This window comes from Streptomyces sp. NBC_01235 (assembly GCF_035989285.1).
In the GTDB taxonomy this organism is placed as follows: domain Bacteria; phylum Actinomycetota; class Actinomycetes; order Streptomycetales; family Streptomycetaceae; genus Streptomyces.
This window is the reverse complement of the sequence record NZ_CP108513.1, coordinates 4561692-4584153: the sequence shown is the minus strand read 5'-3', so window position 1 is coordinate 4584153 and position 22462 is coordinate 4561692. Positions and strand designations below refer to the sequence as shown.

Sequence of the window (22462 nt, the reverse complement as noted above, 5' to 3'; positions counted from 1 at the left end):
GGTCCTCACTACTTCACGGCGCCCACGGCGATGCCGCGGGTGAGTGTCCGCTGGAAGACGAGGAAGAAGACGAGGGCCGGGAGTACGCCGAGGAGGGCGGCCGCGTTGGTCATCGTGGCGTCCATCAGCCGCTGGCCCTGGAGGACGCCGAGGGCCACCGACACGGTCTGGTTGTCGTTGGAGATCAGCATGACCAGCGGCAGCAGGAACTCGTTCCAGGTCCAGATGAAGAAGAAGACGAGGAGCACGCCGAGGGTGGGGCGGCTGACCGGGACGACGATCCGCCACAGCACCTGCCACCTGTTCGCGCCGTCGATGCGGGCGGCCTCGATGATCTCGCGCGGGAACCGGCCGAGGACGGAGGACAGGAGATACGTGCCGAAGGCCGCCTGGATCACCGTGAAGACGATGATCACGCTGAGCCGGGTGTCGTACAGGCCGGCCTGCTTGCTCAGGTAGTAGACCGGGTAGACCAGCGCCTCCTGCGGGAGCATGTTCGCCAGGACGAAGAAGGCCAGCACCCAGGTGCGGCCCTTGATCCGGCCGATGCCGATCGCGTACGCGTTCAGGACGGACAGGACGACCGCCCCCACCGCCACCGAGCCGCTGATCAGGAACGAGTTGAGCAGCTTCCGGCTGTAGTCGACGCGCTCCCAGAAGTCCTTCAGCCCGTCCAGGTAGAGGCCGTCGGGCAGGCTCAGCGGGCCGCTCCGCGAGTACTCCGCCGGGGACTTGACCGCGTTCACCGCGACGATCAGAAACGGGACGATCATGAAGAGCGCGGCGAGGCAGAGGGCGATCAGGACCGGGTAGCGGCGTAGGGCCCTCGTCATGTGCGTGCCCCTTCCTCGGCGTCCTCCGCGCGGGTCTGCAGTCTCAGGCCGACCAGGGACAGGGCCAGGATGATCACGGTCAGCACCGTGGAGATCGCGGCACCGTAGCCGACCTGGGTCTTCTCGAAGAAGGTGCTGAAGGAGAAGTAGGAGGGGACGTCGGTCGCCCCGCCGGGGCCGCCCTTCGTCAGGACGTACACCGCGCCGAACACCTTCAGCGCGGCGATCGTGCACCAGGTCAGGACGACGTAGACCTCCGGGCGGATCTGCGGCAGCGTGATGTGCCGGAAGCGGCGCCACCAGCCGGCACCGTCCAGCTCGGCGGCCTCGTACAGCTGCGGGTCGACGCGTTGCAGGCCCGCCATGAACACGACCAGGGGGAAGCCGAGCTGCACCCACACCATCACGCCCATGACGCTGTAGAGCGCGAAGTCGGGGTCGCCGAGCCAGTCCTGCCGCCAGCCGCCGAGGCCGACCGCCTCGAGGAGCTCGTTGAGGGAGCCGTTGTCGGGGGCGAGGATCCAGCTCCACACGATGCCGGCGACCGCGATCGGCAGCACCTGGGGGAGATAGAAGCAGGCGCGCAGGACGGTGGTGATCCGGGAGCCGAAGTGCTTGCCGACGTAGTCGAACAGGGCGGCGGCCAGCACCAGTCCGACGGCCGTGGGGATCGCCGCCATCGCGACGACCATGAACAGGCTGTGCCGGAACGACGCCCAGAACTCCGTGTCGTCCATCAGGTCCCGGTAGTTGGCGAGCCCCGACCACGAAGGGCTGCCCACGCCCTGCCAGTCGGTGAAGCTCACGCCCGTGTTCATCAGGAACGGGACGACGATGACGGCGAGGAAGACGAGGCCACCGGGGAGGAGGAAGACGGCGTAGGAGTCTCGGGGGGCACGGGAGGCACGGGAGGCACGGGGGGCGCGCACCTTCATCGCTTCGGTGCGCCCTTGTCGTACGCCTCCTGCAACGCGTCCAGGTAGTCGTCCGGCTTCTCGCTGCCGGTGATCAGCTTCTGGGTCTCGGAGACGAGGACGTCGTAGAAGCCGGGGACCGGCCAGTCCGGGTAGAAGGCCAGGCCGTCCCTGCCGGACAGGGTGTTGAAGTGGGTGATGAGCTCCTTGGCCTTCGGGTCGGTGATGGCGGCCGTGTCCGCCGCGACCGGGACGCCGCCCTTGTTGCCCAGCAGGTTCTGGATCTTCTTCGACATGGTGATGTCGACGAAGTCGTAGGCGAGCTCCTTGTTCTCGGCGCTCTTGGGGACGACCCACAGGTTGCCGCCGGAGCCCGGGGTGAGGGTCGAGCCGGGCCACAGGGTCGTGCCCCAGTCGAATTTCGCCTCGTCCTGGAATCGGCCGTACCACCAGCTGCCGGAGAACAGGATCGGCGCCTTGCCCTGGAGGAAGGAGACACCGGCGTCCTCGGCCTTGGCGCTCGTGGAACTCTTGCCGATGTAGCCCTTCTTCACCCAGTCGGCGAAGGTCTCGGCCGCGTACGTCCAGGCAGCGTCGTGGAAGTCGGTCTTCCCCTTGTACAGCTCGTAGGAGTCGACCCACGAGCGGTCCGCCTTGGACAGGGCCAGCTGGTAGACGTACTGCTGGGCGAGGTACTCGGCGCCGGAGTTGGCGAGCGGGGTGATGTCGTTCTCGGTGAAGGTCTTCATCGCGGCGACGAGCTCGTCGAACGTCTTCGGCTCGGCGAGCTTGTACTTCGCGAACAGGTCCTTGTTGAAGTAGACCATCGTGTACTCGGCGTAGTTCGGCACGCCGTACCACTTGCCGGAGCCCATCACGCCGTCGCCGTCGTACTGGCTGGTGGTGCGCACGCCCGGGCTGAGCAGCTTGTCCCAGCCGCGCTTCGTCGCCTCGGCGGACAGGTCGGTGAGGAGCCCCTGCTTGGAGAGCAGGCCCGCCGTCGCGTTGCCCTTGTTGTACTCCATGAGGTCGGGCGCGTCGGAGGAGTTGAGGACCATCGGGGCGGTCTTCTGGATCTGCTCGAAGCTCTTCTCCTCGAACTTCACCTTCACGCCCGGGTGCGTGGCCTCGAACTCCTTGATCGCCTCCGTCCAGGCCGCGCCCATCGCGCTGTTCGGGGCCTCGTAGTGCCACAGCCGCAGGGTCTTGGCGTCGGAGGAGCCGCCGCCGTCCGAGCCGCCGCAGGAGGCCAGGAGCAGGGATCCGGTGAGGACCGCCGCCACACTCGCCGCCACACGCCTTCGTGCCGTCAACATCCTGTGCCTCCGGGGGAGTCGGATGGTGCTTGGGGCAGGAACAACCGTCACGCAGCATCGTCCGGGGTCGTCGAATCGATTCGATGCGTGACGTCGAAGCGCTTCGACGGTGGAAGGTATGTGGCTGCTGTGACCGCGTCAATGGGGCGTGCGGGAAGGCGTGCGGGAAGGCGTGCTGGAAGGCGTGGGGGAAGGCGTGCGGGAAACGGCCGCCATGAGGAGGGCGGTGGCCGCGGCCGCGACGGGCACGGCGTAGCCGGTCGCGGCCGAGAGGTGCTCCACCACCCAGCCCCCGGTCGCGCTGCCGCAGGCGATCCCGCCCAGCAGGCCGGTCACCGCCAGGGTCATGCCCTCGTTGAGACGGCCTTCGGGGGTGCGTTCCTGGACCAGGGCCATGGTGGTGACCATGGTCGGCGCGGTCGCCATCCCGGCGACCAGGAGGGCTCCGGCCAGCAGCGTGAGTGAGCCCACGGCTGCCGCCGCGAGCAGCGGGAGCGTGAGGAGCGCGGTCATCGCGGCCACGCACCAGGGGTGCCGACGGGCGGTCGGGCCGGACGGGCGTATCGCACCGTAGGCGAGACCCGCCCCGCACGACCCGGCCGCCTGGAGGGCGAGGACGATCCCGGCCGCGGTGCGGTGACCCCGCTCGTCCGCGAAGGCGATCGTGACGACCTCCGTCGCGCCGAACACCGCGCCCAGGGCGAGGCAGACGGCGAGGAGGGGCGGGATGCCGGGGGCGTGGAGGGGGGACCTGCTCTTCGGGCGGGGGTGCGGGGGCGGTTCGGTCGAGCGCTGTGCGGCGAACGTGAGCATGCCGGTGACCAGCAGCACCGCGCCGACCAGGGTGCCCGCCTCGGGCAAGAACGTGCCGCAAAGGAAGGCCGCCAACATCGGGCCCAGCATGAAGCAGAGCTCGTCGGCGGCCTGTTCGAAGGAGTTCGCGGTGTGCAGGGCGGCGGGGTCGCCGTCGAGGAGGTGGTTCCAGCGGGCGCGGGACATGCCGCCGGTGTTGGGTGTGGTCGCGGTGGCGGCGTACGCGGCGAACAGGGTCCAGTCCGGGGCGCCGTACCGGACGCAGAGCAGCAGGGCGAGGCTGCCGAGGGCGGCGAAGAGGGTGGCCGGTACGGCGATCCGGGCCTGGCCGTGCCGGTCGACGAGACGTGCGATCCAGGGTGCGACCAGGGCGGTCGCCGCGAGGCCGGTCGCGGTGACGGCGCCGGCCAGGGCGTACGAGCCCCGTGAACCGGCGATCATCACGACCGCGCTCACACTGAACATGCCCATGGGGAGGCGGGCGAGGAGGTTCCCCGCGGTGAACGCGCGGGCACCGGGGTGGGCGAGGAGGAGGCGATAGGGGTTGAGGGGGCGGCGGTAGGGGGCGAGGGAGCGGGGGGTGGGGTCGGCGGAGCGGAGGGTGGGATCGGGGGAGCTGAGGTGGGGCCCTTGGGAGGTCGGTTGCGGCATCGGGCAACCGTCGCCCGGTGGTGACCAAGAGGGCCACTCCTTTTGCGGCACCCGCGGGGGAGAGGGGAGCGGCGGATCGCTGACAAAGCGGGCAATCCGATGCTCGTAAGAGTGAATTTTCCGGCCATGCCTGGGAGGTTGCGCCGCCGCCCCGTCGACCAGATCTCTTTGTCCGCCTGTGTCGTGGGTGTGGCGGAAGGTGCTGGTCCTTCCGGCCCTCGATGCGCTTCGACAGGCCAAGGGATGGGCCGGGATGGCGAGAACGCGGCTCTGGTGACCCGTCAAGGGATCAAATCCGGCCATAGGCATGAACATGACTTCTGTCCATAAATGACACATCGCGAACACAGGGCCCAAGCCTGCGCTAGATTCGTCGACCTGAGCGCAATGGGGTAAAAGGGGCGCGGGAGCTGGGTGGGGGCCTGGTTCCGTCGACGTGTGCTCGGAGTCGTAGGCGCACCGGGAACAGTTCTGTGGGGGGAAGTGCGCAAGTGAAGAATTGGCGAGAAGGCACCCAACCGGAGTGGCCGGAGCCGGCGGTGCCGACCCGGGATGTGCCGGTCCTGGAGGCAGGATCCCAGAGCCTTGCCGGGGCGGGGGGCAAATCCCTGACGTCCATGGCGGGTGAAAACGGTAGATGCGGCTCACTGGTGGATGTACCGGGTGAAAGTCGCCCACCGGCGACCTTGAATGCTTCGAACAGCCTTTCCGAAAACGAACGGTCGAGCGATCTCCGGGATCCCTGGGGAGAGGAGCCCGGCGGCGTGGACGGGAAGGGGAACGATCCGGGCGAGGTGACCGTCCAGCTCGATCCCCTCAAGAAGGGGCGGGCCGACGGTCCGGAGGCCGGCGCCTCCGACGTCCCGGTGTTCGTCGACGAGTCGGGCCGGCGCAGCCGGACGTTCCGCCGCATCGGCATCCTCGTGGGGACCGCGTGCGGGGCGTACGCAGTCGTCATCGTGGCCACGCTGCTGTCGGGCAACGCCGGCGCGCCCTGGCTGCCGGTACCCGTGCCGGGCCAGGCCGACGACGACAAGCCGGCGGCCGGCAAGGTCGACAGCTCGGCGGCGCCGGACGACTCCTCGACTCGGCGACCAGGGATGCCGGGCGCCGTGCTTCCGGGCGGCTCGGGCATCAACGCCTCCGCGCCCGGCGCGGTGCCGGGCAAGCCGGGGGCGAGTGCGGTGCCGGGCGCGTCGGCGAGCGCTGCGGCTTCGCCGGGCGGGGCGTCGCCGGCGGCCAAGCCCGCGGCGAGCGGGACGGTCCGTCCCAGCGCGGGCCCCACGGCCACGGCCTCCACGGCCCCCGGCCCGAGCAGCCCGGTGATCGCCCCGGCACCGTCCACCGCACCATCACCTGCATCCTCACCCACCACGACCCCCTCGCCCATCTCCTCCCCCTCCCCGGCCGGAGGAGCCACCACCACAGTCGCCAACGGCCCCCCGGACCCGGCCCCGGCGGCATCGAGCCCGGCGGCCTGAGAGGCGTTCACCCGTGGGGTCCGTGGGGTCCGTGGGGTCTGTGGGGCCGCCGGTTTCGGCGAGCGGTGGGCGGTCACGGGGTGGGCGGCCTCGACCACCGGGGCGGGGCGTCGGCCGCTGGAGTGCGTGGGCTCCAGGGCCCGGGGGCTCGGCCACGGACGTCGGCACACCTCGACCGTCCGGGCAACCGGCGCCCGCCCATGGGTCCCGTTGCCCGGCCCTTGCCGGCCGGTCTGAACCGTCCTGCTCACACGGCTCGAATCTGCCACCCGACCAGGTGGGTTGATCCGCGACCAGACCCGTCGCGACCAGATCCACGCCGCCCGGCCCTCAAGTGCCGTCCCTCTCCGGCCGGCCCGTACGGCCCGTACGGCCCGATCTCACCACCCGGCCCGTGCGGGCCGAACCCGCTCGCCTGATCCGTGCCACGCGACTCGCGCCACACCCGGTTCGCGCGGTTCGAACCCGCTCGCCTGATCCGTGCCACGCGACTCGCACCACCCGCCCGTGCGGGCCGAACCCGCTCGCCTGATCCGTGCCACGCCACTCCGCCACCCGGTTCGCGCGGTCCGACTTGCCGGGCGCACCTCACCATCCACTGCTCACCAGCCACTCCCCGCACGCACCACCCACTCCTCGCCACCCACTCCTCGCGGCCTACTCGTCGCCACCTACTCCTGGCCACCCATTCCTCACCGCTCACTCCCCACACCCACCCTCGTCGCCCGAGCCGTGCGGCGAGCCGTTCTCGGAGAAACATCTCTCATGGCACCACGTACCAGCCGGCGCTCGCCCCGACGGTCCGTTGTCGGGCAGTCCGCGTATTCGTCCGGCGGCCAGGACGCCTCCGCGTCCGCGCCCGCTTCTTCCTCGGCGGGGGGTGGGTCGGCCGGCGGGCGGCGGGCCGGCCGGAGGCCCGGGTCGCGGCGGGGGCGGGCCGTTGGGCACGGCGGTGGCGGGGCCGCGCACGGGGCGGCCTCGCCTCCTGAACGAAGGCGTCTGGTGCCCCTGCGGCTGCGGCTGCGGCACCTGCTGCCCCTGCTCGTGCTCCTCGCGATGATGGCGATGCTGATGCTGCGCGGCTACGTGCACAGCGAGATCCTCGCCGACTACCGCATCCGCCCCGAGGCCGCCGCCGACAAGGTGCCGCAGAAGATCCTCGACGGCGGGCCGGTCGTCGACACCCGCAGCGGCCGGCAGGCCAGCCTGGACATGCCGGACCACCGGATCGTGCTCACCTTCGACGACGGCCCCGACCCGAAGTGGACCCCCGAGGTCCTCGACGTCCTGAAGAAGCACCACGCCCACGCCGTCTTCTTCATCACCGGCACCATGGCCTCCCGTTATCCGGACCTGGTCCGGAGGATGGTGAACGAGGGGCACGAGATCGGGCTGCACACCTTCAACCACCCCGATCTCGCCTACCAGTCGAAGAAGCGCATCGACTGGGAGCTCACCCAGAACCAGCTGGCCCTCGCAGGGGCGGCGGGCATCCGGACCTCCCTCTTCCGGCCGCCGTACTCCTCCTCCGCCGACGCCCTCGACGACGCCTCCTGGCCGGTCACCCAGTACGTCGGCACCCGCGGCTACCTCACCGTCTTCACCACCGCCGACAGCGAGGACTGGCGCCGGCCGGGCGTGCGGCAGATCGTCCGCAACGCCACGCCGCAGCACGGCAAGGGCGCGATCGTCCTCATGCACGACTCCGGTGGCGACCGCCATCAGACGGTCCAGGCCCTCGACACCTACCTCCCCGAACTCCGGGCGAAGGGCTACACGTTCGAGAACCTCACCGAGGCCCTGCACGCCCCCAGCGCGCACACCCCGGTCACCGGGGTCGACCTGTGGAAGGGCAAGGCCTGGGTCTTCCTGGTCGAGGCCTCCGACGACGTCACCGGCGTCCTGGTGGTCGGCCTCGCCGTCATCGGCGTCCTCGTCTTCGCCCGCTTCGGCCTGATGCTGCTGCTCTCCGCGATCCACACCCGCCGGACCCGCCGCAAGGGCTTCGTCTGGGGCCCCGACGCGCCCGTCACCGAACCCGCGTCCGTGCTGGTCCCGGCCTACAACGAGGCCAAGTGCATCGAGAGCACGGTGCGTTCGCTGATGAGGAGCGAGCACCCGATCGAGATCCTCGTCATCGACGACGGCTCCAGCGACGGCACCGCCCGCATCGTCGAGGATCTGAACCTGCCCGGCGTCCGCGTCGTCCGCCAGCTCAACGCGGGCAAGCCCGCCGCCCTCAACCGGGGCATCGCGGGCGCCCGGCACGACCTCATCGTGATGATGGACGGCGACACCGTCTTCGAGCCGTCCACGGTCCGTGAACTCGTCCAGCCCTTCGCCGATCCGAAGGTCGGTGCCGTCGCCGGCAACGCCAAGGTCGGCAACAAGGACACCCTCATCGGCGCCTGGCAGCACATCGAGTACGTGATGGGCTTCAACCTCGACCGCCGCATGTACGACGTCCTGCGCTGCATGCCCACCATCCCGGGGGCCGTCGGGGCGTTCCGCCGCACCGCGCTGGACCGGGTCGGCGGCATGAGCGACGACACTCTCGCCGAGGACACCGACATCACCATGGCCATCCACCGGGACGGCTGGCACGTCGTGTACGCGGAGAAGGCGCGGGCCTGGACCGAGGCGCCCGAGTCCGTCCAGCAGCTGTGGTCCCAGCGCTACCGCTGGTGCTACGGCACCATGCAGGCGATCTGGAAGCACCGTCGGGCGATCGTCGAAGGCGGACCCTCGGGCCGCTTCGGCCGCGTCGGCCTCCCCCTCGTCTCCCTCTTCATGGTCGTCGCCCCGCTCCTCGCCCCGCTCATCGACCTCTTCCTCGTCTACGGCCTGCTCTTCGGCCCGACCGGCAAGACGATCGCGGCCTGGTTCGGGGTCCTCGCCGTCCAGGCGGGCTGCGCGGCCTACGCCTTCGTCCTGGACCGCGAGCGCCTCACCCCTCTCATCTCCCTCCCGCTCCAGCAGCTCCTCTACCGCCAGCTGATGTACATCGTCCTGCTCCAGTCCTGGATCACCGCCCTCACGGGCGGCCGGCTGCGCTGGCAGAAACTGCGCCGCAAGGGCCAGATGGCCGCACCGCCGGGAGCCCCGACGCCGGCCATGGACGGAGGAACGGCCTGATGAGCACCCAGCCGTCGGACTTCGGGTCCATGACGAACACCACGACCGACACCACGACCGACGTGGCGGCCGAGTCGCCGGCACCGCCGACCCAGCACAAGGCGCCGGAGAAGACGGGGAAGACGGGGAAGACGAGGAGGAAACAGGGCGGCGGACGCGACCGCTACTTCGACCTCCTGCGCGCCATCGCCCTCTTCCGCGTCGTCTTCTACCACCTGATGGGCTGGGCCTGGCTGCCCGTCGTCTTCCCCTCCATGGGCGTGATGTTCGCGCTCGCCGGCAACCTCATGGCCCGCTCGCTGGCCGGACGCCCCGCGCTGGAAGTCGTACGAGGACGTCTGCGCCGGCTGCTGCCCCCGCTGTGGCTGCTGGGCGCGGTCGGTGTGACCGGCATGGTGATGGCGGGCTGGGGCCCGGACGACGAGGGACACCCCGGCTGGTGGTGGCTCCACCTCGCCTACTGGATCCTGCCGCTGAGCGACCCGCCGTACGGCGACGGCCTGCCCGGCGTGCAGGGGCTGATCGGCGACGACTGGGCCGCCGACGTGGGCGTACCCCTCTGGTACATCCGCGCCTACCTTTGGTTCGTCCTGCTCTCCCCGCTCCTCCTGCGCGCCCTGCGCCGGCTGCCCTGGCCGACGATCCTCGCGCCGGTCGCGCTGTCCGCCGCCCTGGAGTTCGGCGCGCTGTCGGTGCCCGGCTGGCGGCTGGAGGCGGGCCTCGGCGACTTCGGCTCGTTCGGCGCGTGCTGGCTGCTGGGCATGGCGCACCAGGAGGGCATCCTGCGTCGGCTGCCCCGCTACGTCGTCCCGTCACTGGCCCCGGCGGTCGCAGGGATCGGCCTCTGGTACGCCCTGAGCCACCACCTCGAGGAGGGCCACGACCTCGACGACATGCCGTTCGCGCAGTCCCTGTGGTCCTTCGCGGCGGTCCTGCTGCTTCTGCACATCAGCCCGTCCTGGACCGAGTGGCCGGCCCGGCTGCGCCGCTGGGACCGGCTGATCACCCTGCTCAACTCCCGTGCCGTGACGATCTACCTGTGGCACAACGTGTGCATCGGCGTCGTGGAGGCCCTGTGGGACCGCCTGTGGGGCATCCCGTGGCTGGAGGTCAACACCCCCTGGGTCCTGGAGAGCCCATGGCCGCAACTGCCGTTCATCTGGCTCCTCACCGCGGCCTGCGTCGTCTCCTTCGGCTGGGTGGAGGACCTGGCGGCCCGCCGCAAGCCCCGCCTGTGGCCGGACGGACGAGGAGGAACCCGCCGGGCCTGAGGCGAACCGTCCTGATGCGAAGGGGCTGGTGCGATTACGGGGTGAGCGGGAAAACGCGTTGCGGGTCCGGTACGGGTGGTGGATCTTCTGGGACGGCCGGGACGTCGGAGCCCGGCCGTGACCGAGGAGCGCCCACCGCGATGACGTACCCGCCGGGACGGCAGCCGCAGGACCCGCACCGGGGCCCGGGCCCCTACGGGCCGCCCCCGTCCCCGGCCCAGCCCCTCGGCCAGGAGCCGAACCCGTACGCGACACAGGCACCAGCCGCCGCCATACGGCCTGTACGGCGCCCCCTACGCAGGAGGCGCGGGAGGATGGCCGCCTCCGCCGCCTCCCCCTCCGTCTCCCACCGGCCCCGACGGTCACCCCGCCGCCCGCCGCCCGCCGCCCGCCGCCCGCCGCCCGCCGACGACGGCTGACGCTGGTCGTCGGCGCGGCGGTGGCGGTCGTCGGCCTGACGGTCCGAGGCGTGCTGATCGCGACGAACGGCAGCGGCAGCGGCGGCGACGACCAGCCCGAGGCGGCGGCGAGCGCGTCCGCCGGCCTGGCCATGAACACGAGCGACGGCTCCTTCCGCATCGCCCTCAAGCCCTTCATCACCGACACCGGCGACGGCGCTTCCAGTGAGGACGTGCGGACGGCGACCGCGACGCGCTCGGGCGACTCGGTGGGCCTCGCCTGGGACGAGGGCGGCAAGGATTCGCCGGCGCGGGTGGGGTCGTAAAGGGCAGGTCAAACCGCATCGGCCGCCGATTCCCGGGGCTGAGGGCGTGTGGAAGACTGCCCGGCGTTGCGTAAGTGAACAGTGGTCCGATTGGCCGCGATCCGGTGCCCAAGTGGTCCGATGGTCCGGCTCGGGTGGGGAGATGATCGCCGGTGAGCAAGCGGCAGGTGCAGAACATGCTGCGGTTGATGGCGGGAGGCGAGCCCGTCGAGCTCACCAGCCCGATGGCCTCCGTGAAGAAGCTGGCCCGACTCGCCTTCGTGGCCCAGCAGTTCGGGTACGAGTACGCGGACGTACGGCACGGCGGGTCGCGCAACAGCGCGCTGAAGATGATGATCGTCCCCGATCCCAGTCCGCAGGCCCGCGCCCGCGCCGCGCAGAACTGGGCGCAGTACGCGAACGCCTCCGACGGCGTCTCCCTGCCGCCCGTGGTGCCCGACGCCTTCGAGCTCCTCAAGGCCCGCATCAACTTCGACCTCACCGGCAAGAACGCCGAGAAGCGCATGGGGTACGGCGCGCTGGGCGTCACCGCGGGCTGCGCGATCCTCGGCGTACGGCTCGGCGGCACGAACACCGACTTCATCGCCGCCGCCGTCACCTGGGTCGTCCTCATGGGCGTCTTCGGCATCGGCTTCGTCGTCACCCGGCACCGCAACGCCAAGTTCGCCGCCCGGCTCCAGGCCGCCGGGTTCACTCCGGTGACCGACGAGACCGGGCGGGTGCGCTATCTGCCGCCGGGCACGATGGCCGGATACGGCCAGGATCCGTACGGCGCCGGCCCGACGGGCAGCGGTGGCTACGGACACCCTCAGCCCCACCAGCAGCCGCAGCCCCAGCCCCACCAGCCCCACCAGCAGCCGGGAACGTACGGGCAGCAGCCGTATCCCCAGCCGGGAACGTACGGGCAGCAGCCGTATCCCCAGCCCGGACCCTACGGTCAGCAGCAGCCGTACCCTCAGCCACAGGCCCAGCCCTATCCCCAGCAGTACCCTCAGCCTCAGCCTCAGCCTCAGCCTCAGCCGCAGGCCCATCCGCAGCCCCACCCCCAGCAGCACCCGGCGCAGCCCTCGGCCCCGTACCCGCCGCAGCCCCCCAACCCCTACGGTCAGGCGCCCCAGCGCTGAGCTCTCCCCACAACCTCTCACCGGGCCTCTTCGCAACGTGAGAGCAACGTTCCTTTCCGGTCACTCACAGCCACAGCACGGAAACGCGCCCTCCCTACCTTCGGGACTCATCACCGCTCATCCCCCCGAACCACCCGAGTCCCGGAGCACCGTGGAGGCGTCATGACAGCCCCGAGTACAGCGCCCGCACCCCCGTCCCCCGCGAAGAAGGGGAGCCGCTGGATCGAGGAGTGGGACCCGGAGAACGAGACCTTCTGGAACGAGAAGGGCGAGAAGATCGCCCGCCGTAACCTGCTCTTCTCCGTCCTCTCCGAGCACATCGGCTTCTCGATCTGGACGATGTGGTCCGTGCTGGTGCTCTTCATGGGCCCGGAGTACGGCCTCACCCCGGCCGACAAGTTCCTGCTGACGTCGATGGTGACGCTGGTCGGTGCGGTCGTACGGGTGCCCTACACCTTCGCCGTCGCGGTCTTCGGCGGCCGGAACTGGACGATCGTCTCCGCCGGCCTGCTCCTGATCCCCACCGCCGCCGCGTTCACGGTGATGAAGCCGGGGACCTCCTTCAACACGTTCCTCCTGGTCGGCCTCCTGGCGGGCATCGGCGGCGGCAACTTCGCCTCCTCCATGACCAACATCAACGCCTTCTTCCCCCTCCGTAAGAAGGGATGGGCGCTCGGGCTCAACGCGGGCGGCGGCAACATCGGCGTGCCGGTCATCCAGCTGGTGGCTCTCGCGATCATCGGTGCCAGCGGCGGTCCCCGTGTGCTGCTGGGCATCTACATCCCGCTCATCCTGGTCGCCGCCGTCCTCGCCTCGCTCTACATGGACAACATCGCGTCCGTGAAGAACGACACCGGCGCCGCCAAGGACGCCGCGAAGGACTCCCACACCTGGATCATGTCCTTCCTGTACATCGGCACCTTCGGCTCCTTCATCGGCTACAGCTTCGCCTTCGGGCAGGTGCTGACCAACCAGTTCGGGCGTACCCCGCTGGAGGCGGCGTACGTCACCTTCATCGGTCCGCTGCTCGGCTCGCTGATCCGGCCCGTGGGCGGCTGGCTGGCCGACAAGTACGGCGGCGCGAAGATCACGCTGTGGAACTACGTCGGAATGGGCGCGGCGACCGCCGTCCTCATCTCCGCCAGCATGAGCAAGTCGCTGGCACTGTTCACCGTCGCCTTCGTGGTGCTGTTCGTGCTCACCGGCCTCGGCAACGGGTCGACGTACAAGATGATCCCCGGCATCTTCCAGGCGAAGGCCGTCGCCAAGGGGCTTCAGGGCGAGGAGGCCGCTGCCTACGGGCGTCGGCTGTCCGGCGCCTCCATGGGACTCATCGGGGCGGTCGGCGCGCTCGGCGGGGTCGGCATCAACCTGGCCTTCCGGCAGTCCTTCCTCTCCTACGGCTCCGGAACCGGCGCCTTCGTCGCCTTCCTCGCCTTCTACGCGGTGTGCTTCGCGGTCACCTGGGCCGTATACCTTCGCCGCCCGGCCGGCCGCGTGACCGCCACCAGCGCGGCCTCCGAGGCGGAACCGCAGCTCAGCTACGCCGAGGTGTGACGTAACACTGGCGACATGAAGCCGAACCGAGCCTGTCACGCACCATTGACAGGCTCGATCGGCATGTAGGTCCATGCAAGGCGACTCGAGTGCGGGACGAGAGTTATGTACCAGGAACAGCAACGACCGGACACCGGCCCCGAGGGCGCCGTCGAACACGGGCCCCTCGCGGGCTTCACCGTGGGCGTGACGGCAGCGCGCCGGGCCGAGGAGCTCGGCGCGCTGCTCCAGCGGCGCGGGGCGGCGGTGCTGCACGCGCCCGCCCTGCGGATCGTGCCGCTCGCCGACGACGGCGAGCTGCTGGCCACCACCAAGGACCTCATCGACCAGGCGCCGGACGTCGTGGTGGCCACCACGGCCATCGGCTTCCGCGGCTGGGTCGAGGCGGCCGACGGCTGGGGGCTCGGCGAGCAGCTGCTCGCCCGGCTCGGCGGCGTCGAGCTGCTGGCCCGCGGGCCCAAGGTCAAGGGCGCCATCCGTGCCGCGGGGCTGACGGAGGAGTGGTCGCCGTCGAGCGAGTCCATGGCCGAGGTGCTCGACCGGCTGCTGGAGGAGGGCGTCGACGGGCGCCGGGTCGCCGTCCAGCTGCACGGCGAGCCGCTGCCGGGGTTCGTGGAGTCGCTGCGGGCGGCGGGCGCGGAGGTCGTCGGGGTGCCCGTCTACCGGTGGATGCCGCCGGAGGACATCTCGCCGCTCGACCGGCTCCTCGACGCCGCCGTCTCCCGCGGACTGGACGCGATCACCTTCACCAGCGCGCCCGCGGCCGCGTCCCTGCTGTCGCGGGCGGAGGAGCGCGGGCTGCTGCCCGAGCTGCTCACCGCCCTCCACCACGACGTGCTGCCCGCCTGCGTCGGGCCGGTCACCGCGCTGCCGCTGCAGGCGCAGGGCGTGGACACCGTCTCGCCGGAGCGGTTCCGGCTCGGGCCGCTCGTGCAGTTGCTGTGCCAGGAGCTGCCGGGTCGGGCGCGGGCGCTGCCGGTCGCCGGGCACCGGGTGGAGATCCGGGGGCACGCGGTGCTGGTGGACGGGTGTCTGAAGCCGGTGCCTCCGGCAGGGATGTCGTTGCTGCGGGCGCTGTCGCGGCGGCCCGGGTGGGTCGTGCCGCGGTCGGATCTGCTGCGGGCGCTGCCCGGTGCGGGCCGCGACGAGCATGCCGTCGAGACGGCGATGGCCCGTCTGCGGACGGCACTCGGCGCGCCGAAGCTGATCCAGACGGTGGTGAAGCGGGGGTATCGCCTGGCGCTGGACCCTGCGGCGGACGCGAAGTACGCGGACGCGTAGGGCGGTTGTCCGGCACCCGGAGTCGGTGGGACCGACCCTCTCCGGGGGCTGCCGCCTCCGGGCCCCCGCTTCGGCCTGAACGGCCTCGTCCTCGAACTCCCCCGGAGGGGGCCCCGGACGGGCTGGATATTGGCACCCTGCGCTGGCACTGTGAAGAGAACGGTTCCTCAGGAGTGCCTCTCGCTGGGCGGTGACACGCGCATGGACGAGCTGCGGTTCGATGCCGGACGGATCTGTCTCGACCTGCTCGCGACCGCGCACCCCCTCGAACGGCTCGACGCCGTCGCACCGTTGGAGGCGTGGATCCGGGGCTCCGGACTCGTCCCGGCGGGCACCCCGCTCGCCCACGCCGACGCCTCCTGGCCACCGGCCTTCCGGGAACTGCGGCGCAGCGTCGGCCAGTTGGTGCACGGGTGGCTCGCCCGAGGCGACGCCGGGGCGTACGACCTCGCTCTCGCCCGCGTCAACGACGTCGCCCGGTCGGCGCCCCCGACCCCACGAGCCGTACGCGGTGAAGACGGCGCGCTCGTGCGGGCGTTGGACGGGCCGCCGGAGTGTGCCGCGCTGCTCGCCGCCGTGGCGCGGGACGCGGTGGAACTGCTCACCGATCCCGTCGCCCGGGCGGGGCTGCGGCAGTGCGCGGGGGACAACTGCCCGATCGTGTACGTCGACATGTCCCGGGGGCGCCGGCGGCGCTGGTGTTCCAGTGAGGTCTGCGGGAACCGGGAGCGGGTCGCACGGCACCGCCGGCGCGCGGCGGCACTCGCGCGCACCTGACGTCCCCGCCCGCTTTCTCCCTCTTCCGTGCCCTCTTCCGCCCCCACTTCCGTGGTCCCTCCGGCTTCGCTTCCCCAACTGCCCTGTCTGGTATGCGGCTTTCATGGAGGCGGGCCGGTCCAACTGTCGAAGTGATTTCGATTACACGCTGTTTACGCGCATCGCGCCCCGGGCAGTCGGCGCGATCTTGTCGGTGTGGCGAAAATGTAAAGAAAACGGGGTGGGAATGTGCCGCCATGTCCCTCTCGTCAGGACACCCCGAAGAAAAGTGTCCCCACGGTTTGAACACCCAACACCCCGTCTGCGTACCCGTCGTCGAGCGACCGACTGGGGGAACCCCCGGACACCGGAGGTGGGCGTGCGCAAGGATGCGGCCGTGGCCAATGAACGTGGATCGAGGGCCCGACATCGCATGTCCCAGCCCTCGGAACCTGACGAGGAGCTGATGCGTGCTCTGTATCGGGAGCATGCCGGACCCCTGCTTGCGTATGTCCTGCGCCTGGTTGCCGGAGACCGGCAGCGTGCCGAGGACGTCGTACAAGAGACGCTCATCCGTGCCTGGAAGAACGCCGGTCAGCTCAATCGAGCGACCGGATCGGTACGCCCCTGGCTGGTGACGGTCGCACGTCGCATCGTCATCGACGGCCACCGCAGCCGGCAGGCCCGGCCGCAGGAGGTCGACCCGTCGCCGCTGGAGGTCATTCCTGCGGAGGACGAGATCGACAAGGCGCTGTGGCTGATGACGCTGTCCGACGCGCTCGACGACCTGACCCCGGCTCACCGGGAGGTGCTCGTCGAGACGTACTTCAAGGGGCGTACCGTCAACGAGGCGGCCGAGACGCTGGGCATACCCAGCGGCACCGTGCGCTCACGGGTCTTCTATGCCCTGCGGTCGATGAAGCTGGCTCTTGAGGAGCGGGGGGTGACGGCGTGATGAGCGGTTACGGGGGATTCGGAGCAGGTGGTTCGGGTATGTCTGGCCCCATGCAGGGATCAGTGGGATCTCCGAGCCCGAGCGAACACGAGACCGTCGGCGCCTACGCCCTCGGCATCCTCGACGACGCCGAGGCGACAGCCTTCGAGATGCACCTCGCGGGCTGCGAGTGGTGCGCCCAGCAACTGGACGAGCTCGCCGGCATGGAGCCCATGCTGGCCGCCCTCGCGGACCTGCCGGGCACCGGCACACCCGCGATCGGCGAGTCCCTGTCCGCCCGGCCCAGCCCGCGCCTCGCGGAACGGCTGGTCGACGAGGTGTCCGAGCGCCGCGCGGTCAAGCGCCGCCGCTCGTTCTTCCTGGTGGCGGCCGCGGCCGCGCTGATCATCGGCGGCCCGCTCACCGTGCTGGCGGCGACCGGCGGCGACAGCGGGACCAAGGGGACCGAGGCGAGCTCCACCAAGTCCGCGAACTCCGCCAAGTCGACGTTCGATACGCTCTCCGACCGGATCTCCGCGACCGACTCCGCCTCCAAGGTCTCGGCGACCGTCGCCATGGGCGAGAAGGCGTGGGGCACGGAGATCGGCGTCGAACTGAAGAACGTGACGGGCCCGGAGAAGTGCTCGCTCATCGCCGTCGGCAAGAACGGCGAACGCGAGACGGTCTCCTCCTGGTCGGTCCCGAAGTGGGGCTACGGCATCGCGGGCGCCAAGACCGAGCAGGCCAAGAACCCGCTCTACGTCGTGGGCGGCGCGGCCTTCGCCCCGAACGAGATCGACCACTTCGAGGTCATGACCTTCGACGGCAAGAAGCTCGTCCAGGTCGACGCGTAGCTTCTCGGGGCCCCCTTCGCGTACGGTTGACGGCTGCCCAGCACGTCAGAAGGGGGCCCGGTGGCCGCTCAGGCACAGCAGGAAACCGCGGTCGTATCGGTCCACGAAACCGCACCGGATTCGGTACGGGACCGAGAGATCAGCGTCGAACAGGAACACCTCGACCGGGTGTACCACCGCCTTGAGGAGAAGATCCACGAGGCCGAGTTCCTCATGAACGACGCGGCCAAGCGCGGCCAGGTCGGCACACCCGGCGCCCTCGCGGAACGGGACGCGCAGGTCTTCCGCGCGGGCGTCCATCTCAACCGGCTCAACAACGAGTTCGAGGACTTCCTGTTCGGGCGGATCGATCTGCTCCTCGGGAAGGACGGCAAGAAGGGCCCCGACGGCGCCTACACCGCCGTGGAGCCCGCAGAGGGCACGGTCCGCCCCGACAACACCGCCGACATCGCCGAGACGCTCCACATCGGCCGGATCGGCGTCCTCGACTCCGAGTACGCCCCGCTGGTCATCGACTGGCGGGCGCCCGCCGCGGCCCCCTTCTACCGGTCCACCCCGGTCGACCCGGGGCGCGTCGTACGGCGCCGTGTGATCCGCTCCAAGGGGCGTCGCGTCCTCGGCGTCGAGGACGACCTGATGCGTCCCGAGCTGAAGGCGTTCCTGGACGGCGACGAGCTCGCCGTCATCGGCGACGGCGCCCTGATGGCCGCCCTCGGGCAGGCCCGCAGCCACACCATGCGGGACATCGTCGCCTCCATCCAGGCCGAGCAGGACCTGGTCATCCGCGCCCCCGCCGCCTCCGTGACCTACGTCGAGGGCGGCCCGGGGACGGGGAAGACGGCCGTCGCTCTGCACCGGGCGGCCTACCTCCTCTACCAGGACCGCCGTCGCTACGCGGGCGGCATCCTGATCGTCTCGCCCACCCCCCTGCTGGTGGCGTACACCGAGGGCGTGCTGCCCTCCCTCGGCGAGGAGGGCCAGGTCGCCATCCGCGCCATCGGCTCCCTCGTCGACGGCGCCGAGGCCACCCTGTACGACTCCCCGGCGGTGGCCCGGGCCAAGGGCTCGTACCGGATGCTGAAGGTGCTGCGCAAGGCCGCGCGCGGCGCGCTGGAGAACGGCGGCCAGAGCGCGGGGCAGCTCCGCTTCGACGAGTCCCCGGTCCCCTCCGGCACCACCCCCACCCGCCTGCGCGTCGTCGCCTTCGGCCGCCGGCTGGAGCTGGAGGCCGCCGACCTGGACCGCGTCCGGCAGAGCGCCCTCAGCGGCACCGCCCCGGTGAACCTGCTGCGCCCCCGAGCCCGCAAGCTGCTCCTGGACGCCCTGTGGCAGCGCTCCGGCGCGGCCGGCCGGCACACCGACCCCGAGCTCGCCGCCGAGCTGCGCTCCTCCTTCGACGAGGACGTGACCACCGAGGACTCGTTCATCGCCTTCCTCGACGCCTGGTGGCCCGAGCTCACCCCGCAGGCCGTCCTGGCGGCCATGGCCGACGAACGGCGGCTCGGCCGCTGGGCCCGCCGCATCCTCAACCCCGGCGAGGTCCGCAAGGTGGCCCGCTCCCTCAAGCGGGACGGCCGCTCCGTGCACGACATCGCCATGCTCGACGAGCTCCAGGCGATCCTCGGCGCCCCGCTGCGCCCGAAGAAGCGCCGCGAACTCGACCCGCTGGACCAGCTCACCGGCCTGGAGGAGCTGATGCCGGTGCGCGAGGAGTCGCAGCGCGAGCGCGCCGAGCGGCTCGCGCAGGAGCGCGTCGAGTACGCGCACGTCATCGTCGACGAGGCGCAGGACCTCACCCCGATGCAGTGGCGCATGGTCGGCCGCCGCGGCCGGCACGCCACCTGGACGGTCGTCGGCGACCCGGCCCAGTCCTCCTGGTCCGACCCCGACGAGGCCGCCGAGGCTCGCGACGAGGCCCTCGGCACCCGCCCCCGCCGCCGCTTCCAGCTCACCGTGAACTACCGCAACCCGGCCGAGATCGCCGAGCTGGCCGCCAAGGTGCTGGCGCTGGCCATGCCGGGCGCCGAGTCCCCGTCGGCGGTCAGGTCGACGGGTGTCGTGCCCCACTTCTCGGCCGTCACCGACACCCTGGGCTCGACCGTCCGGGCCGAGGCCGAACGGCTCCTCGACCGCGTCGACGGCACCGTCGGCGTCGTCGTCGCCATGAACCGCCGCGAGGAGGCCAGACGCTGGCTCGCCGGGCTCGGCGACCGCGTGGTGGCCCTCGGCAGCCTGGAGGCCAAGGGCCTGGAGTACGACGCCACGGTGGTCGTCTCACCGGCGGAGATCGCGGACGAGAGTCCGGCCGGCCTGCGTGTGCTGTACGTGGCCCTCACCCGGGCGACGCAACAGCTCACGGTCGTCTCCGGGGACCGCGACGAGCCGGACGCGAACGGCGTGCCGGACCTCCTCAGGGACTGAGCGGCCGACGGTTTCCTGTGAACTCCCCGGACGGGAATGGTGTTCGGGGATCCGTTTGTTAGCCTGGGTGTGACACCGGCTCGATCCAAGCCCCCGGGCCCAACCTTCGTCGCTACGAGCGACCACTTGCCGCGAGGCGAGCATGGCGGGTCGGTGTCATTAGCGTGAGAGAGGCCCACATCACTCTGTGATGTGGGCCTCTTTCATTGAGAACAAAACGATCGCAATCCGGAGCGGCTTTCACGTACTCGCCGGTAGGTGCGACGATCGGACCGCAACCCCGCGACCCAGCAGTGCAGAGGAAGTCGGCCATGGCAACGGCGCCCAGCGTCTCCTACTCGATGACGGTCCGGCTGGAGGTGCCCGCGAGCGGAACCGCGGTCTCCCAGCTCACCGGAGCCGTCGAGTCCCACGGAGGCTCGGTTACCGGCCTCGACGTCACCGCGTCCGGGCACGAGAAGCTCCGCATCGACGTCACCATCGCCGCCACCTCCACCTCCCACGCCGACGAGATCGTGGAGCAGTTGCGCGGCATCGAGGGCGTCACCCTCGGCAAGGTCTCCGACCGTACGTTCCTGATGCACCTCGGCGGCAAGATCGAGATGCAGTCCAAGCACCCCATCCGCAACCGTGACGATCTGTCGATGATCTACACGCCGGGTGTGGCCCGTGTCTGCATGGCGATCGCCGAGAACCCCGAGGACGCCCGCCGCCTCACCATCAAGCGCAACTCCGTTGCGGTCGTGACGGACGGCTCGGCCGTACTGGGCCTGGGCAACATCGGTCCGAAGGCCGCGCTGCCGGTCATGGAGGGCAAGGCGGCGCTCTTCAAGCGGTTCGCCGGCATCGACGCCTGGCCGCTGTGCCTGGACACCCAGGACACCGACGCGATCGTCGAGATCGTGAAGGCGATCGCCCCGGGCTTCGCGGGCATCAACCTGGAGGACATCTCCGCCCCGCGCTGCTTCGAGATCGAGGCCCGCCTGCGCGAGGCCCTCGACATCCCCGTCTTCCACGACGACCAGCACGGCACCGCGATCGTCGTCCTCGCCTCCCTCACGAACGCCCTGCGTGTCGTGGGCAAGGGCATCGGGGACGTACGGGTCGTCATGTCCGGCGCCGGCGCGGCCGGTACGGCCATCCTCAAGCTGCTGCTCGCGGCCGGCGTGAAGAACGCCGTCGTCGCCGACATCCACGGCGTCGTCCACGCGGACCGCGAGGACCTCGTCGACGCGGCCCCGGACTCGGCACTGCGCTGGATCGCCGACAACACCAACCCCGAGAGCCTCACCGGCACCCTGAAGGAGGCCGTGCGCGGCGCGGACGTCTTCATCGGCGTCTCCGCCCCGAACGTCCTCGACGGCACCGACGTGGCCGCGATGGCCGACGGCGCGATCGTGTTCGCGCTCGCGAACCCGGACCCCGAGGTGGACCCGGCGATCGCCCGCCAGACGGCCGCCGTCGTGGCCACCGGCCGCTCCGACTTCCCCAACCAGATCAACAACGTGCTGGTCTTCCCGGGTGTCTTCCGCGGCCTGCTGGACGCGCAGTCCCGCACGGTCAACACCGACATGATGCTGGCGGCCGCAAAGGCCCTGGCCGAGGTCGTGAGCGACGACGAGCTGAACCCGAACTACATCATCCCGAGCGTCTTCAACGACAAGGTCGCGGGCGCGGTGGCGGGTGCGGTGCGGGAGGCCGCCAAGGCGGTCGGGGCGTCGGCCTCGTAGGCTCTGTCGCGTAAGGTGCGGGGGCTGTGCGGCTGTGAGGATCGCCACGGCGGCCCCCGCAACGGCGCGTCGCGGAACCTCGCGCCGATCGCGGCCCTCTAGGGTTGCGCCGAGCTAAGCGTCCTTCGTGTGACACACATGGGTTGTCTCACGCCTCCGTGCGGGTGCCGGATTGGCTTTCCCGCCGCAGGTAGGGGCAGGATGCGTCTCTGGGCGCGAGCACAACGACTTCGCTGTGCCCCACATGCGGCTCCGCCGCGTGGCACGCCTCAACGGCAAGAAGAACACGGGAGTAACAACATGAACCGCAGTGAGCTGGTGGCCGCGCTGGCCGACCGCGCCGAGGTGACCCGCAAGGACGCCGACGCAGTGCTGGCCGCGTTCGCCGAGGTCGTCGGCGACATCGTCTCCAAGGGCGACGAGAAGGTCACCATCCCCGGCTTCCTGACCTTCGAGCGCACCCACCGTGCCGCTCGCACCGCGCGCAACCCGCAGACCGGCGACCCGATCCAGATCCCGGCCGGCTACAGCGTGAAGGTCTCCGCGGGCTCGAAGCTCAAGGAAGCGGCCAAGGGCAAGTAAGCGCTCCGCTGAGAGCGGCGTGCAATACGAGGGGGCGGCACCCGGGATTCCGGGTGCCGCCCCCTCGTGGTTGCGGTGAAGAACG

General features: G+C 70.9%; 17 protein-coding genes. 13 read left to right on the top strand and 4 right to left on the bottom strand.

The annotated features are described in order from the left end of the window. Positions 1 to 8: 8 nt before the first annotated feature. From OG289_RS20205 to OG289_RS20190, 4 genes are all read right to left on the bottom strand, one after another. Positions 9 to 833 carry a carbohydrate ABC transporter permease gene (locus tag OG289_RS20205; RefSeq protein WP_327315427.1) on the bottom strand — a complete coding sequence of 275 codons (825 nt, stop codon included), beginning with the start codon at positions 831 to 833 and terminating at the stop codon, positions 9 to 11. Further along, a complete protein-coding gene (locus tag OG289_RS20200; protein ID WP_327315426.1) occupies positions 830 to 1768 on the bottom strand; it encodes a carbohydrate ABC transporter permease in 939 nt (312 codons plus the stop codon). The genes OG289_RS20205 and OG289_RS20200 overlap by 4 nt, the downstream gene beginning before the upstream one ends. Then, entirely contained in the window at positions 1765 to 3063 is a 1299-nt protein-coding gene (locus OG289_RS20195) for an ABC transporter substrate-binding protein (RefSeq protein WP_327315425.1), read from the bottom strand. The genes OG289_RS20200 and OG289_RS20195 overlap by 4 nt, the downstream gene beginning before the upstream one ends. Before the next feature lie 138 nt (positions 3064 to 3201). Next, on the bottom strand, positions 3202 to 4527 hold the full coding sequence (locus OG289_RS20190; RefSeq protein WP_327315424.1) for an MFS transporter: 1326 nt from the start codon (positions 4525 to 4527) through the stop codon (positions 3202 to 3204). A gap of 764 nt (positions 4528 to 5291) precedes the next feature. Between OG289_RS20190 and OG289_RS20185 the strand changes: the two genes are divergently transcribed. The 13 genes from OG289_RS20185 to OG289_RS20125 all read left to right on the top strand — a co-directional run bounded on the left by OG289_RS20185 (position 5292) and on the right by OG289_RS20125 (position 22377). Next, positions 5292 to 6008 (top strand): hypothetical protein, encoded by a 717-nt coding sequence (locus OG289_RS20185; RefSeq protein WP_327315423.1) that lies wholly within the window; start codon positions 5292 to 5294, stop codon positions 6006 to 6008. A 1020-nt stretch (positions 6009 to 7028) separates the two neighbouring features. Next, positions 7029 to 9143: a polysaccharide deacetylase family protein gene (locus OG289_RS20180; protein ID WP_442819090.1), complete on the top strand. Its 2115-nt coding sequence runs from the start codon at positions 7029 to 7031 to the stop codon at positions 9141 to 9143. Further along, positions 9143 to 10414, top strand: a complete 1272-nt coding sequence (locus OG289_RS20175) for an acyltransferase family protein (RefSeq protein WP_327315422.1) — start codon at positions 9143 to 9145, stop codon at positions 10412 to 10414. Before OG289_RS20180 ends, OG289_RS20175 begins: the two co-directional genes overlap by 1 nt. A gap of 469 nt (positions 10415 to 10883) precedes the next feature. Beyond that, on the top strand, positions 10884 to 11138 hold the full coding sequence (locus tag OG289_RS20170; protein WP_327315421.1) for a hypothetical protein: 255 nt from the start codon (positions 10884 to 10886) through the stop codon (positions 11136 to 11138). A 152-nt stretch (positions 11139 to 11290) separates the two neighbouring features. Next, on the top strand, positions 11291 to 12262 hold the full coding sequence (locus OG289_RS20165; RefSeq protein ID WP_327315420.1) for a hypothetical protein: 972 nt from the start codon (positions 11291 to 11293) through the stop codon (positions 12260 to 12262). A 162-nt stretch (positions 12263 to 12424) separates the two neighbouring features. Next, a complete protein-coding gene (locus OG289_RS20160) occupies positions 12425 to 13819 on the top strand; it encodes a nitrate/nitrite transporter (RefSeq protein WP_327315419.1) in 1395 nt (464 codons plus the stop codon). 105 nt (positions 13820 to 13924) lie between these two features. Further along, positions 13925 to 15100, top strand: a complete 1176-nt coding sequence (locus OG289_RS20155) for a uroporphyrinogen-III synthase (RefSeq protein WP_327315418.1) — start codon at positions 13925 to 13927, stop codon at positions 15098 to 15100. A 201-nt stretch (positions 15101 to 15301) separates the two neighbouring features. After that, positions 15302 to 15877, top strand: a complete 576-nt coding sequence (locus OG289_RS20150) for a CGNR zinc finger domain-containing protein (RefSeq protein WP_327315417.1) — start codon at positions 15302 to 15304, stop codon at positions 15875 to 15877. A 412-nt stretch (positions 15878 to 16289) separates the two neighbouring features. Then, a complete protein-coding gene (locus OG289_RS20145) occupies positions 16290 to 16811 on the top strand; it encodes a sigma-70 family RNA polymerase sigma factor (protein WP_010039908.1) in 522 nt (173 codons plus the stop codon). 50 nt (positions 16812 to 16861) lie between these two features. Further along, a complete protein-coding gene (locus OG289_RS20140) occupies positions 16862 to 17644 on the top strand; it encodes an anti-sigma factor family protein (RefSeq protein WP_327315416.1) in 783 nt (260 codons plus the stop codon). 60 nt (positions 17645 to 17704) lie between these two features. Continuing rightward, a complete protein-coding gene (locus tag OG289_RS20135; protein WP_327315415.1) occupies positions 17705 to 20065 on the top strand; it encodes a HelD family protein in 2361 nt (786 codons plus the stop codon). Between the two features lie 311 nt (positions 20066 to 20376). Next, a complete protein-coding gene (locus tag OG289_RS20130) occupies positions 20377 to 21795 on the top strand; it encodes an NAD-dependent malic enzyme (protein ID WP_327315414.1) in 1419 nt (472 codons plus the stop codon). A 300-nt stretch (positions 21796 to 22095) separates the two neighbouring features. Then, positions 22096 to 22377 (top strand): HU family DNA-binding protein, encoded by a 282-nt coding sequence (locus OG289_RS20125; protein ID WP_004000874.1) that lies wholly within the window; start codon positions 22096 to 22098, stop codon positions 22375 to 22377. Positions 22378 to 22462: the final 85 nt, after the last annotated feature.